The sequence below is a fragment of the Micromonospora sp. WMMD1102 genome, from assembly GCF_029626265.1.
Lineage (GTDB): Bacteria > Actinomycetota > Actinomycetes > Mycobacteriales > Micromonosporaceae > Plantactinospora.
This window is the reverse complement of record NZ_JARUBN010000001.1, coordinates 3,569,074-3,582,609: the sequence shown is the minus strand read 5'-3', so window position 1 is coordinate 3,582,609 and position 13,536 is coordinate 3,569,074. Positions and strand designations below refer to the sequence as shown.

The following is a 13,536-nucleotide window of genomic DNA, read 5'->3' as shown; positions in this document are numbered from 1 at the left end:
CGACGGCGGGGCGGGGCGGGGCGGGGCGCAGCGGGGCGGGGCGGCGCCGCGAGGCTCAGCCCGGCAACGGAGTCGAGCGGGCCGGGAATCCGGCGTCCCGGTACGCCACGGCCAGCCGGCGCACCGCCTCGGCCAACGTCTCCGGATCACACATCGAGTAGGACAGTCGCAGGTGACGGTGCCCGGTGTCGGCCACGAAGAACTGCCGACCGGGCAGGTAGCCGACCCCGGCAGCCTCCGCGTACGGCAGCAGCGCGGTACCGGCGTTCGGATGCGGCAGCCGCAGCCAGAGGAACCAGCCGCCGCCGGGCACCACGAACTCGGCCTGCGGCAACTCCTCGCGTACGGCGGCCACCAGCGCGTCGCGCTGCCGGCGGTACCTGACCCGGATCGCCGCCACGTGCCGCCGGTAGGCGCCGCCGGCCGCGAACTCGGTCATGGCCAGCGCGCTGGCGTGGTTGACCCCGCCGCCACTGTCCACGTACCCGCGCTCGGTCACCGCCCCGACCATCGACCGGGCCCCGGTCAGCCAGCCGAGCCGCAGCCCCGGCGCGACGCTCTTGGCGAACGACCCGATCCGGACGACCGTCCCCGGCTCGGCGGCGCTGAACAGCGAGGGCGGCGCCGGCGCCGGGTAGGCGAGTTCCCGGTAGGTGTCGTCCTCCACCACCGTCACGCCGGTGCCCGCGGCCATCGCCAGCAGAGCGGCCCGGCGCTCCGCCGGCAGCGACCGCCCGGTCGGGTTGTTGAACGTCGGCACCAGGTAGAGCATCGCGACCCGGCGGCCCTGCCGGGTGATCGCCCGGATCAGGTCGCCGGTGGCGGCAGGATCGATCCCGTCCTGGTCGGCGGGGGCGGGTACCGTGTCGACCCGGTGGTCGGCGATGACCCGCAGCGCCAGATGATAGGTGGGCGAGTCGACCAGGACGACGTCGCCGGGGCGGCAGAGCACGGCGGCGACGAGGTCGAGCGCGTGCGATGCACCCGCGCTGACGAAGACCTGGCCAGGCTCGGGCGGTACGGCGTCCACCTCGCCCAGTCGCTCGCAGAGCCACTCGACAAGTGGCCCCGGCCCGGCCGCGTGGCCGTAGGTGAGCGCGGCGGCACCGTAGCGGCGCAGGGCGGACCGGGTCGCCTCGGCCCAGGCGTCCACCGGCAGCGCGGCCGGATGTGGGTGCCCCCAGCCGAGGTCGATGCTTCCGGCCCGGCTCCGGAACTGCACGACGGGCAGTACTGGTGGGCGGGGGGCCGTCATCCGCTCACCATAGTCAGCGACACCGGCCCGGCACGACGCTCTGCGGCGGCGGATCCGGCGACTCGACCTCCGGGCGGGACGAGGCGGTGGGTGAACGGGTACCTCCGAACGTGTGACGGGTGCCTCCGAACGTGTCGCGAGCCGACCCGGAGCACCGGGTGCGCCATGATAGACACTGCGTTACGCTACCGTTCCTGTCCGCCGAATCGAGGAGTGCCTTCGCGACATGGCCGTGGTCTCAGCAGTCCGGCGCGTGCCGGGTCCGGGCCGACCGGACCCGGGGCGGCGAGCCGTCCGACTGCTGACCAGAATCGCCCTGCTCGGCGGCGGTGCGCTGGCCGGATACGTCCTCCTGGCCGCGCTGGACGGGCCGGCGTTCGCCGGTGAAGGTGCCGCCTCGGCAGCCCGGAGGCAGCCGCTCGGCACGATCGTCGAGTCGGTCGCGCCGGGGCTGCCCGCCCTCCTCGACGATCACGTTCAGTTGACTCGAAAAGCGACACCCGAGACCGATCGCCACGCATCGCGCCCGGAGCGCACCGCTCGGGAGCATGCCGGTCTGGAGCGCGCGCGTGCTGAGGTCGGCGGTCCGGGGCGGGTCCGTCCGGAGCGGACCCGTCCGGAGCGAGTCGCTGTTGCCCGACCCGGCCCGGAACGCGTGCGCCCGGTGCCCCGGTCGGAGGGCCGGAGCGCCGCGCTGCGCCCCGGTCGGGCTCCGGTCGTGCCGGTGGCCGTCGGCGACCTGCCTGAGGTGGTCGAGGGCGTGCCGATGGCCGTCGGCGACCTGCCTGAGGTGGTCGAGGGCGTGCCGGTGGCCGTCGGCGACCTGCCTGAGGTGGTCGAGGTCGTGCCGGTGGCCGTCGGCGGCGTACCTGAGGTGGTCGAGGTCGTGCCGGTGGCCGTCAGCGGCGTACCTGAGGTGTCCAGGGTTCTACCGGAGGTCGTCGGCAGCGTGCCGAAGGTGCTCGGGGGAACTGCGCGGACGCTCGGCGGCCTGCCCGGGCTGGTCGGAGCGGTGCCCGAAGTGGTTGGCGCCGTGCCGGGGGTGGTGGCCGAGGTGCCCTACCACAGCTTCCGGGGGACACCCGCACCCCGGGTCGTGCCGGACCAGCCCGCCGGATGGGCACCCAGTCCCGGCCTGCCGCCGCCTCCGGTGCCGCTGCCGGTCCCGACCCAGCAGCACCCGCCGGTTCCGGTCGCGGCCCAGCCGCTCTGGACGCCCTCGCCGCTGTGGCAGTCGTTCGGCCCGGCCTCCGGGGGCATGCCGGACCCGAACCGTCCGGCGGTCCGGCGTGCCGTGCTCGGGACCGCCACCCCGGGCCTGCCGTCCACTCCCGACTCACCCGTCGAGACCGGCGCCCGTGGCCAGCAGGCCGGATCGGCGCAGTCCGGCGGGGGACAGTCCGCCGCGCTGCCGGCCACGATCGGCTGGCAGTCGCCGCCCAGATCTCTGTCGACTCTTCCGCACGCGGACACCGGTCCCACCGGCCGGTCGCCGGGCGTACCGGCGTTGCCTGGCTGACCCGCTCCGCGGCCGTACTCCGGTCGCTCTTCCTCTCCACCGTGGCCGCCGCTGACCTCTGCGCGCCCGGTGGAAATCTCCGTCGGTGCACCGGGCACCGCCGTACCCGTCCAGTGGGCGGGCCCGACCGACGGTGCCGTACTCGATCGTGCTCGTGATCGACGCCGGGTCGGGTGTTGACCCGCTCGGGCGTCGCCTTCTCGCTGAGTCTGTGTACGAGATCGGAGTGACCTCGTGATCCGCATTGTGATCGTGGAGGAGATGGGTTTGTTACGGGGGGCGTTGCGCGCGGTGTTGTCGAGTGAGGAGGACCTGGACGTGGTGGCGGACCTCCACGAGCCGGGTGAATTGGTCACAATCGCCCGCCGGAGGAGGCCGGACGTGGTCGTGGTCGACATGGAACTGCCGGGTGCCGACATGCTGGAGGTGGTGGCGCGGCTCGGAACGGAGGCGCCGGGCAGCGGGGTGCTGGCGTTGAGTACCCAGCTGACGCCGGAGGCGCTGCAACGGGCGATCCGGGCCGGCGCCCGGGGTTTCGTCGACAAGAACCTGCCGCCGGCGGAACTCGCCCGGCTGGTCCGGGCGGTCGCGTTCGGTGAGCGGGTCTTCGATCCGGTCGCCGCCGTCGCCGCGCTGAATCCACCGGAGAGCCCGCTGACCAAGCGGGAACTGGAGGTGCTGCGGGCGGCCGCCGAGGGTCTGCCGCTGAAGGAGATCGCCGGTCGGCTCTTCCTGGCCCACGGGACGGTGCGCAACCACCTGTCGGCGATCCTGCGCAAGACCGGTACGCGTAACCGGCTGGAAGCGGTCCGGCAGGCACAGCGTGCGGGCTGGATCTGACCATGACGGGCCGGCCGCTCCAACGGGCGCGGTCGGCCAGCTCGTGTTTGAATGTTCACGCGGGGTGATCTAGCGATGACAAAGTAGCAGGGGGGAACGTGATCCGAACGCTGCTCGCGCTGAACGGCGCTCTCGTCCGTGGCGCCCTGGCCTTCGTACTGACCACTCAGGACGACATCGAGGTGGTGGCGGAGGTCGATCGAGCCGAGGATATCGGCGTGGCGCTGCGGATGCAGCGTCCCGACGTGGCCGTCGCGGACCTCAAACTCTTCGGAGCGGGGGTACTCTCCGGTGCGGTCGCGCCGTCCGAACCGCCTCCGGTGCTGGTCCTGGTGGACCCGCGCCGGCCACGGGTGCTGGGGAACGCCTTGCGTGCCACCTGCCAGCGACTCGGCTTCCTCGGCAGCGACGTCGCCCCGGAACGGGTGATCGAGGCGGTCCGCCGGCTCGCCTGCGGGGGGTCCGTGGTGGACTCGGACCTGGTGGTCGCGGCGCTCAACCGCGACAACCCGCTCACCGCACGGGAGGTGGAGGTGCTGGAGATCGCTGCCGAAGGATGGCCGGTGGTGGAGATCGCCAGCAAGCTGTCTCTGTCCGCCGGTACTGTCCGTAACCATCTGTCCCGGATCGCCGGCAAGACGGGAGCGCGTACCCGGATCGAGGCGATCCGGATCGCCCGGGAGAAGGGCTGGATCTGACCCGGAGCCGGGTCGCCGGCTCCACTGCCGACCCGACCGGCCGCCATAGCTGACCGGTGGCGCCGTGGACCGGTGGCGGGTGGGACGTGCGCGTCCCACCCGCCACGCACGAGGTCTGCCGAGTCAGGTCTGCCGGTTCAGGTCTGCCGGGGTGACCGGGCCGGGGCGAACGCCTGCTGGATCCAGTTCGGATAAGCCGGCGGCAGGCTGCTCACCTCGTCGAGTTCGGCGAGGTCCCGGGCGTCCAGGGTCAGCTCGGTGGCGGCGATGTTGTCCGCCAGCTGGTCGACCCGGCGGGCACCGACGATGACGCTGGTGACCGCCGGTCGGTGCAGCAGCCAGCCGAGTGCGACCCGGGCCGGGCTCACCTCGTGCCGCGCGGCCACCGCTCGCAGCACATCGAGTACGTCGTGCCCGCGGGCCGGATCGATCAGCGGGAACTGGGAGTACTCCGGATGTGCCCGCCGGGAACCGCCGTCGTTCACCGTGCCGGTCCGGTCGGCCTTGCCGGTGAGGAAGCCGCCGGCCAGCGGGCTCCACACCGTCAGCCCCACGCCCTCCGCCTCGGCCATCGGCAGCAGATCCCGCTCGGCGTCCCGACCGACCAGCGAGTAGTGGGCCTGCACGGAGACGAAACCGGCCCAGTCGTGCCGGGCGGAGACGCCGAGTGCGCGGCTGACCTGCCAGGCGGCCAGGTTGGCGCAACCGATGTAGCGCACCTTGCCCTGGCGTACGGCGTCGTCGAGCGCGCGCAGCGTCTCCTCGAACGGGGTCAGGTGGTCGAAGTTGTGGAGCTGGTAAAGATCGATATGGTCGGTGCGCAGCCGGCGCAGACTGTCCTCCAGGGCCCGCATGACGTGCAGTCGGGACTGGCCGTGGTCGTTGGGGCCCGGACCCGTCGGGGCGTGCACCTTGGTGGCGAGTACGACGTCCCGGCGTCGACGCCCGAGTACCTCGCCGAGCAGTTCCTCCGATTCGCCGTCGCTGTAGACGTCTGCGGTGTCGACGAAGTTGATCCCGGCATCGAGGGCGGTGCCGACGACCGTGTCCACCTCGGCCCGGCCCAGGGCGCCCAACTGGCGGTAGATCGGGTGGTTCACCCCACCGAAGGTCATCGCCCCCAGCGAGATCTCGGAAACCCACACTCCGGTACGCCCCAACAGGCGGTATTTCACTCTCTGCCCCTTCGTGTCGTGGTCGACGGCTCGGCGTGCACCGGTAAACCACGTTCTCCTCGGCCCCCGGGTCCCCGGGTCCCCCGGTTCGTTCACCGACACCCTCGGCCTGCTGCTCGCGTCATCGTTATCGCCGCCAGGCCAGCGACAACACCATCGGCATCGACCTGCTCGACCAGGCCACCACCGTGCACCCCGCCCTGGCCAAACTTGGGGCGACGCCCCTCTCACGGGACCTGACCAGTTATGTGCCCGGAAGCTACCTGGTCGCGGTAGCTTGGTCTCGGACGCGTAAGGACTGGTCGATCTGAGCGGAAGCTGCTGCCTTCCGCAGTGATATCGACGCCTGGCGCGACATCACGATCGCCACCGATTTCGGCCAGCCCTGAGCGCTGGTCGCGAGCTCTGTTTGAACGTCAACATCTGAACTGGAAAGCGATCATGATCGCAACTCTGAAGGGTTTTACCCAGCAACTGGTGCCGGCGAATGGCATCAAGATCAATGCTGTCACGGGAGGCTCAGGCCCGCCGATCCTTCTGTTTCACGGCTGGCCGGGAACATGGTGGGGATGGCACAAGGTGATGCCACTGCTGGCCGAGCATTTCAGCGTGGTGGCCGTCGATCTGCGCGGCGCGGGCTTTTCCGACTGCCCGCTCGACGGCTATGACAAGGCGACGATGGCGCGCGACGCGCACGAAGTCATGGTTGCCCTTGGGTATGAACGCTACGCCGTGTGCGGACATGACATCGGCGGAATGGTCGCCCTGCCGCAGGCCGCCATCTATCGGGAGGCTGTTACCCACCTGGCCGTCCTCGACGTTCCGCTTCCCGGCTGGACCGGATGGGAGGCGACGACCGCAGGACTCTGGCACTTCAGCTTCCATATGAACCGGGATCTACCCGAGCGCCTGCTCCATGGCCGTGAATATGACTATATTTCGGCCTTCATGTCTGAGCGGTTCTATGATCACAGCACCCTCGACCCGGCGGACATCGAGATCTACGCGGAAGCGATGGCGCTTCCTGGCCGCACCCGCGGCGGCATGGAATGGTATCGGACCCTCGCCGCCGACCATGCGGCGGCGCTCGAGTACAAGAAGCAACCGCTCGAGATGCCGGTGCTAGGACTCGGCGGGGATCAGCGCTTCGGTGCGCAGATGGTGCCGATGCTCAAGGAGTTTGCCAGCAATGTGACGGGCGGCTCGATTGCGCGGTGCGGCCACTTCGTCGCGGACGAACGGCCGGATGAGGTCACGGCCGCTCTGATCGATCTCCTCGAGGCCAAGTGAAGCTCTGCGACCGTGCCGTCGTGGGCCGGGCGGATCGCGACACTGCGGGCAAGTTGCGCCCGCGCCTATCCCGATCGATCGATTGAATAAGAAAGGAGAACTGTCATGACCGCACCTGTCATTCGCGGCGTCAATCATATCGGTATCACGGTGCCCGACATCGAAGCCGCAAAATCGTTCCTGGTGGAAGCTTTCGGCGGCCAGGTGATCTATCAGTCCTTCGGACCGCAGGATCCGCCGCGGCAGGGACCCGAATTCGAGCGGGCCGTTGGCGCTTTCCCTGGAACGGCCGTGCGCGCGCAGGCGATGGTCAAGATCGGAACCGGACCCGATATCGAGCTCTTCGAGATGCACGGCCCCGAACAAGCCCAGCCGATCCGGGCGAGCGACTTCGGCATCACGCACTTCGCTCTCTACACTGACGACATCGACGCCTCGGTCGAGCGCTTCGAAAGGGCCGGAGGCACCCCACTCACGGCGCCTCGCACTATTCCCTATGCAACCGAGAATGGTCCTGGAAACAAGGTCTGCTACTGCCGCATGCCCTGGGGCACGACGATGGAATTCATCACCACGCCGGACCGCATGGCCTATCATGACCAGACGGATCTACGCAGGTGGCAGGACGAGGACTGAGCAGGGCGCGAAAGGGATCCGCAACAGTTGCGTCGCGGCGATGCTGACGCTGTCGGAGGTTTGACGAGTGCACAGCCGCGACGGCTGTCGTCGATTATCCGATTCGGACCTGACCGATGCCCAGTGGGCGCTGATCGAGCCGCTGTCGCCGGAGCCGAACACGGACGGCCGGAGGGAGAAGCATCCGCACCCTCACCTGCACCTGAACAACCCCCATCCCAAACACGCTTTAAGATTTCCGGCATGCCATCGATCACCCGGCGCCGTGCGCCCGATCCCGACCGCCGGGCCTCGGTGGAGGCTCAGGTCCTCGCCGCCACCGAGCGGCTGCTGGTCGAGGGGGCGAGCTTCACCGAGCTCGGGGTGCAGCGGATCGCGTCGGCGGCCGGAGTGGCCCGGTCGACCTTCTACACCCACTTCCGGGACAAGTCCGAACTGCTGATGCGGCTGGCCGGCACGATGCAGTCGGCCGGCTTCGATGTCGCCAGCTCGTGGCGGCCGGAGGACGGCGTGGACGCGCTGGCCGACGCCTTCCACCGGATAGTCGGGATCTACCGCAGGTACGCGGCCGTGATCAACGCAGTCAACGAGGTCGCCGCCTACGACCCGGCGGTACGCGAGTTCTGGGGCGCTGGCCTGGTCCGCTTCCTGGACAACACGGTACGGCTGCTCGCCGAGGAGCAGCGGGCCGGGCGGGCGCCGGCCGATGTCGACGTCCCCTCCGCCGGCCGGGTGATCGTGGCCGGCGGCCAGGCCGCGATCGTCGACCATGTCACCAGCTCCGGTGCCGGTCCCGACGGCGATGCCGCCTTCGCCCGCGAACTCGCGTCGATCTGGTGGTACGGGGTCTACCGGCGGCCACCGGCACCGCGCTGACCCGACCCACCGGCACCGCACCGACCCGCCCTACGACGCCCGAGTCCGGATCACAGCACGGGTACCCCGGTCCGGGTGCTGAACCGCCGGGCGTCCGACACGTCGTTGACCAGCGGTTCACCCTTCAGGTTCAGGCTCGTGTTCAGCAGGATCGGGCAGCCGGTCCGCCGTTCGTACTCGCCGAGCAGGTCGTAGAGGCCGGGGTGCTGGGCCCGGGTCACGGTCTGCACCCTGGACGTCCCGTCCACGTGCACGATGCCGGGAAAGGCCCGTGGATCCCGGCAGCGGGCGGTGAACTGCATGTACGGCGACGCGTCGACCGGCATCTCGAAGTACCGTCCGGCCAGCTCCTGCCGGACCACCGGGGCGAACGGGCGGAACGGCTCCCGCCCCTTCACCTGGTTCACCCGGTCCCGGCTGTCGGCGGCACGTGGATCGGCCAGCAGCGAGCGGTTGCCCAGCGCCCGGGGACCGAACTCGGCACGACCCCGCGCCACCCCGACCACCGCCCCGGCGGCCAGCGCCTCGGCCAGGGCGGCGACCGGATAGTCACCGCCGATCAGGGTGCCCAGGTACGGCCCGGCCCAGTTCAGCTGGTGCCGCAGCACCGCCGCCGCCGCGCCGAGGCTCGACCCGGCGTCCCCGGGGTTCGGCAACAGGGTGACCCGGTCGAAGCCGCTGTGCCGGGCGAGCAACTCGTTGGCGACGCAGTTGAGACCCAGTCCGCCCATCACGGTAAGCGTCCCGGCATCGACCCGGGCACGCAGCCAGCGCGCCGCCGTGAGCAGTACCTCCTCGGTCACCACCTGGATGCTCGCGGCCAGGTCCGCCAGATCGGCCCGGGGCTGCCAGTCGCCGATACCCCGGTGCACGTTGCGGCGCAGCCGGAAGGTGGGCGGGGTCAACTCGATCAGATCCGCCTTGAGCTGCCTGACGTACCGGGGCCGGCCGAGCGCCGCCAGCCCCATCACGATGAACTCCTCCTCGTTCGGGCTGAACCCGCAGCGCCGGGTGAAGGCGCTGTAGAGCAGGCCGAGGCTGTGCGGATAGCGGCAGCGGGCGAAGACCCGGTAGACGCCGTCCCGGAACTCGCCCAGGGTCAGCGTCTCGAACTCGCCGATCGCGTCGGCGGTGAGCACCGCCGTATGCCGCTCGCCGCTGGTGAAGTACCCGGCGGCGGCGTGCGAGTGGTGGTGCCCGACGTACCGGACCGGGACGCCGCGCAGCTCCGGCAGGCCGAGCCGGGCCAGGTGCCGGCGGGGCAGGTCGTCGACGGCGACGGCGTGCCGGAACTGCCCGGCGCGTACGTGTCGGAGCTTCTTGCGCAGCGGACGCTCGTACCAGGCGACCAGGTCGGGACGACCCCAGGAGAGCGCCTCGGCCAGCAGGCCGGGGGCGAGGTCCGGGTCGTTCTTGCGGCGCGAGTACCGCTCGGCGTGGCCGGCGAAGAGGATCTCGTCGCCCCGGACCACACACGCCGACGCGTCGTGCGACAGCGCGCTGAGACCGAGTACGTGGGTGGCTGCCATCGAGGCAACCCTATATAGCGGGCGCCTCGGCGGAAACCGGCCGGCCCTGCCAGTGCCCGACCAGCTCCCGGTAGGTCGCCGAGCGGGTCAGCAGCTCGTCGTGCCGGCCGTGCAACGGGCGACCGCCGTTCAGGATCAGCACGTGCCGGGCGCGCAGCGCGGAGCTGATCCGGTGGGCGACCACCACCAGCGCACCCGGTCGACTGCCGAACGCCTCCTCGACCGTCGCCTCGGCCACCGGGTCCAGGTGACAGGTCGCCTCGTCCAGGACCGCCAGCGGGGCGGGGGAGAGGTAGGCGCGTGCCGCCGCGACCAGTTGCCGTTCACCGGCGGAGAGCGTGCCGGGGTCCAGCGTCGCGGAGAGCCCGCCGAGGCGGCGTACCAGCGGCAGTAGGCCGAGCCGGTGCACCGCCTCGTCCACCCGGTCGTCCGGCGCGTCGGGATGGAGGTAGCGCAGGTTGTCCAGCAGGCTGCCGGTGAAGACGTACGCCTCCTGCGGGATGAGTACCCGGTGCCGGGCCAGGGTCGCGGGGTCGGCGGCACCGACCGGTGTCCCGCCGAGCAGCACCGTGCCGGCCTGCGGGTGGAGCAGCCCGGCGAGCAACCCGGCCAGGGTGGACTTGCCGGCACCGCTCGGCCCCACCACCGCCAGGTGCGCCCCGTCGGCGAGGGTGAGGTCGAAGCCGTCGAGGACCGGGCGGGCGCGCGGGCCGTATCGGAAGGTCACCCCGCGCAGTTCGGCCCGGACCGGGGCGGGACCCCGACAGGTGTCGATCCGGGCCGTCGCGGCGGGTCCGGTCGGAAGCGCCCTGCCGGATCCGGTCGGTAGCGCGGTGCTGGCGTACCCCGGGGGTGTGCCGCCGGGTGCGGCTGAGGGTGCGGGGGTCGGGGGTGCGGTGGCGGCGAGGATGCGGTGCAGGGTCACCGCGAACCGGAGTCCGCCGCCGGCGACCCCCTGCACCAGGGCGTGCAGGGCGGGCTGGAGACCGGTGGCGACGTACACCAGGGCGCCGAGCACCGCACCGGCGGTGAGGCCGCGCCGGACCAGCCAGGGTGCGGCCAGCAGCAGTACCGCCAGCGGCAGCCAGCCGCCGACCGCCAGACTGAGGCTGCGCAGCGCGGCCATCCGGGCCAGCGCGTGCTCGGCGTCGGCCTGCCGGTCCACCTGCCGGCCCACCCGCTCGGCGACGAACCGCTGCGCGCCGCAGGCCACCACGTCCCGGTGCCCGGTGAACGCCGCCCCGGCCGCCTCACCGAGTCGCTCGTCGGCGTGCACGTAGTCACGCTGCCGCGACACCATCGCCGGCAGGGCGGCGGCGAAGAGTGCCAGCCCGGCGACCAGCGGTACCGCCACCACGCCCGCGACCAGCGGGTCCAGCGAGTTCAGGCCGATCAGGGCCGCCCCGGCGCTGAACAGGAAACCCCGGACCACCATCACCAGTCCGGCGAAGGTGTCCCGGACGATCTCCACCTGATGGGTCAGCCGGGCCACCGCTGCGGTCTCCGGCCGGGCCCCGGTGGAGGTCGACCGGTACAGCGCCCCGGCGACCACCCGCTGCGCCAACTCGTCCCGGAACGGCTCGACCACGTCGCCGAGCCGGGCGTACGCCCGGTTGGTGCCGACCGCACCGATCAGCACCGCGACGGCCAGTACGCCCAGCCAGGCCAGCCCGGTGCCCGGCCGGCCGGCCAGGAACCCGTCGTCGACGGCCCGGGCGGTCAGGTAACCGGCGAGCAGGACCGGCAACGCCTCGGCGATCGACCAACCGGCGAGCCGGCCGAGCGGACCCGCCCGACGACGCAGCGCGGCGACGCTGAACCGGACCACCCCGTTCACCGGACCACCCCGTTCACCGGACCACCCTGACCGTGACCGCCGGTTCCGCCGTGGGCGCCGGTTCCGCCGGTTCCGTCGCGGGTGGGTCCGAGGCCGCGAAGACCGCCCGGTAGTCCGCGTCCCGCCACAGCTCCCGATGCGGGCCGAGGTCACGCAACCGGCCGCCGTCCAGCCAGGCGACCAGGTCGGCGGCGGCGGCGGTGGTCACCCGGTGGGTCACGACCAGTCGGGTACGTCGATCCGGGTGCGCGGCGACCGCCGCCGCGATCCGGTGCTCGGTCGCGGTGTCCAGGCTGGACGTCGCGTCGTCGAGGACCAGCAACCGATCGGCGTGCAGCGCCCGGGCCAGGCCGAGGCGCTGCGCCTCACCCCCGGACATCGGCGTCGCGTCGAGCCGGCTGTGGTAGCCGTCCGGCAGCCGCTGCACGAACTCCTCGATCGCGGCGGCCCGGACCACCCCGGCGACCTGCGCCGTCTCCGGCTGCCCATCCTCGGGCTGCCCGGTATTCGCCTGCCCACTCTCGGGTTGCCTGGTACTCGCCTGTCCGGTCCCGGGCTGCCCGGGTTCCGACCGCCCCAGCGTGACCGCCTCCGCGATCGTGTCGCCGATCAGCACCGGCCGCTCGAAGCCGTACCCGACCGCGTGGTGCAGGGCGGCGCGGCTCAGCCGGCGCAGCGGCGTCCCGTCCAGCAGCACCTCGCCGGCATCCGGGTCGCGGAGCCGGCCGGCGAGCGCGGCCAGGGTCGACTTGCCGGCCCCGGACGGGCCGACGACGGCGATCGTGGCGCCGGGCGGCACCCGCAGCTCGATCCCGTCCAGCACCGGCCGGCCGTCGTCGGCGTAGACGCTCACCCCGGCCAGGACCAGCCGACCGTTGCCCGGAGGCAGCGGCGCCGTCCCGTACGACCGGGGCGGTTCGGCCAGTACGGCGGCGACCCGGCGCGCTCCGGCCCGGGTCCGGACCAGCCGGTTGAGCGTGGCGACGATGCTGCCGAGGCCGGCGCCGAGCGCGGCGTACTGCATCGCGGCGAAGAGCTGGCCGGGAGTGAGCCGCCCGTCGGCCACCGACCAGCCGCCGACGGCGACGATCGCCAGTTGCAGCAGCGGGGCCACCGTGGCAGTCCGACCCGAGGCCCTGGCCAGTGCGGCCCAGGTGCCGGTACCGTGTGCGCGCAGCAGCGGCAGCGGTGCCAGTACCCGGTCGATCTCGGCCCGGACGGTCCCGGCGGCGGCGATCGTACGGGCACCGTGCAGCGCCTCGGCGAGCCGCCCGGCGATCCGGCCCTGCGCCCCGAGGTAGCCGGCGGCGGCCGTCGAGGCGTCGGCGACGAAGGCGCGCAGGCCGACGGCGAGCACCAGCAGCCCGGCGCCGAAGGTGACGGCGAGGCGCCAGTCGAGCAGCAGCAGCGCGACGACGCTGCCCAGCGGGGGAAGTGCGGCGGCCACTCCGGTCACGACCGTGGCGCCGGCCTGCCCGGTGTCGGCGGCCTGCCCGGCCAGCCGGCCGACCAGGTCGCCCACCGGATAGCGGGCGGCGCGGCGCGGGTCGAGCGCGAGCACGTGACCCAGCAGTCGGTGCCGCAGCCGGGCGGTGGTCCGGGCGGTACCGGCGCCGCCGGCCAGGTTGCCCAGCGTGTCGGTGGCGACGATCAGCAGGACCAGGCCGCAGGCGGCGAGCGGCCACCACCGGTCCGCCCCGCCGAGCGCGGCGTCCACGGCCAGCCCGAGGGCGGCCGGCAACAGCAGTTCGGCCGCCGCGCCGAGCAGCGCGGCGGCAGCGAGGGTGACGGTCCAACCGCCGCCGTACGCGACAGCCTGCCGGAACAGCCGGTTCCCGTCTGCTCCGGGCGGTCGGTTCCGGTCGGCGGCCACGCGTACCA

At 72.4% G+C, this 13,536-nt stretch carries 12 protein-coding genes and 1 pseudogene; 7 read left to right on the top strand and 6 right to left on the bottom strand.

Annotated elements, in window-relative coordinates:
* Positions 1 to 55: 55 nt before the first annotated feature.
* On the bottom strand, positions 56 to 1,255 hold the full coding sequence (locus O7626_RS16020) for a PLP-dependent aminotransferase family protein (protein WP_278061964.1): 1,200 nt from the start codon (positions 1,253 to 1,255) through the stop codon (positions 56 to 58).
* 238 nt (positions 1,256 to 1,493) lie between these two features.
* Entirely contained in the window at positions 1,494 to 1,730 is a 237-nt protein-coding gene (locus tag O7626_RS16015) for a hypothetical protein (RefSeq protein WP_278061963.1), read from the bottom strand.
* 189 nt (positions 1,731 to 1,919) lie between these two features.
* Here O7626_RS16015 and O7626_RS16010 point away from each other — a divergent pair, with 189 nt between their 5' ends.
* The 3 genes from O7626_RS16010 to O7626_RS16000 all read left to right on the top strand — a co-directional run bounded on the left by O7626_RS16010 (position 1,920) and on the right by O7626_RS16000 (position 4,312).
* The gene (locus tag O7626_RS16010; RefSeq protein WP_278061962.1) at positions 1,920 to 2,774 is read left to right on the top strand and encodes a hypothetical protein; all 855 of its coding nucleotides are present in this window, start codon (positions 1,920 to 1,922) and stop codon (positions 2,772 to 2,774) included.
* Between the two features lie 234 nt (positions 2,775 to 3,008).
* Positions 3,009 to 3,614: a response regulator transcription factor gene (locus tag O7626_RS16005; RefSeq protein WP_278061961.1), complete on the top strand. Its 606-nt coding sequence runs from the start codon at positions 3,009 to 3,011 to the stop codon at positions 3,612 to 3,614.
* A gap of 98 nt (positions 3,615 to 3,712) precedes the next feature.
* The gene (locus O7626_RS16000) at positions 3,713 to 4,312 is read left to right on the top strand and encodes a response regulator transcription factor (protein ID WP_278061960.1); all 600 of its coding nucleotides are present in this window, start codon (positions 3,713 to 3,715) and stop codon (positions 4,310 to 4,312) included.
* A 137-nt stretch (positions 4,313 to 4,449) separates the two neighbouring features.
* Here O7626_RS16000 and O7626_RS15995 read toward each other — a convergent pair whose 3' ends face one another.
* A complete protein-coding gene (locus O7626_RS15995) occupies positions 4,450 to 5,487 on the bottom strand; it encodes an aldo/keto reductase (RefSeq protein ID WP_278061959.1) in 1,038 nt (345 codons plus the stop codon).
* Positions 5,488 to 5,928: 441 nt separating this feature from the next.
* On the opposite strand from O7626_RS15995, the gene O7626_RS15990 reads away from it, so the two are divergent.
* From O7626_RS15990 to O7626_RS15975, 4 genes and pseudogenes are all read left to right on the top strand, one after another.
* Positions 5,929 to 6,777 carry an alpha/beta hydrolase gene (locus O7626_RS15990; protein WP_278061958.1) on the top strand — a complete coding sequence of 283 codons (849 nt, stop codon included), beginning with the start codon at positions 5,929 to 5,931 and terminating at the stop codon, positions 6,775 to 6,777.
* Positions 6,778 to 6,882: 105 nt separating this feature from the next.
* A complete protein-coding gene (locus O7626_RS15985) occupies positions 6,883 to 7,413 on the top strand; it encodes a VOC family protein (protein ID WP_278061957.1) in 531 nt (176 codons plus the stop codon).
* Between the two features lie 67 nt (positions 7,414 to 7,480).
* Positions 7,481 to 7,570, top strand: a pseudogene (locus O7626_RS15980) (IS5/IS1182 family transposase); the annotation flags it as partial.
* Positions 7,571 to 7,656: 86 nt separating this feature from the next.
* Complete coding sequence (locus tag O7626_RS15975) at positions 7,657 to 8,289, top strand: TetR/AcrR family transcriptional regulator (protein ID WP_278061956.1); 633 nt, start codon at positions 7,657 to 7,659, stop codon at positions 8,287 to 8,289.
* 50 nt (positions 8,290 to 8,339) lie between these two features.
* On the opposite strand, the gene O7626_RS15970 is transcribed toward O7626_RS15975, so the two are convergent.
* From O7626_RS15970 to O7626_RS15960, 3 genes are read right to left on the bottom strand one after another with little or no spacing between them, the layout of a single operon-like run.
* Positions 8,340 to 9,818 carry a carbamoyltransferase C-terminal domain-containing protein gene (locus O7626_RS15970; protein WP_278061955.1) on the bottom strand — a complete coding sequence of 493 codons (1,479 nt, stop codon included), beginning with the start codon at positions 9,816 to 9,818 and terminating at the stop codon, positions 8,340 to 8,342.
* Between the two features lie 10 nt (positions 9,819 to 9,828).
* A complete protein-coding gene (locus tag O7626_RS15965; protein WP_278061954.1) occupies positions 9,829 to 11,655 on the bottom strand; it encodes an ABC transporter ATP-binding protein in 1,827 nt (608 codons plus the stop codon).
* A 13-nt stretch (positions 11,656 to 11,668) separates the two neighbouring features.
* Positions 11,669 to 13,528: an ABC transporter ATP-binding protein gene (locus O7626_RS15960; RefSeq protein WP_278061953.1), complete on the bottom strand. Its 1,860-nt coding sequence runs from the start codon at positions 13,526 to 13,528 to the stop codon at positions 11,669 to 11,671.
* Positions 13,529 to 13,536: the final 8 nt, after the last annotated feature.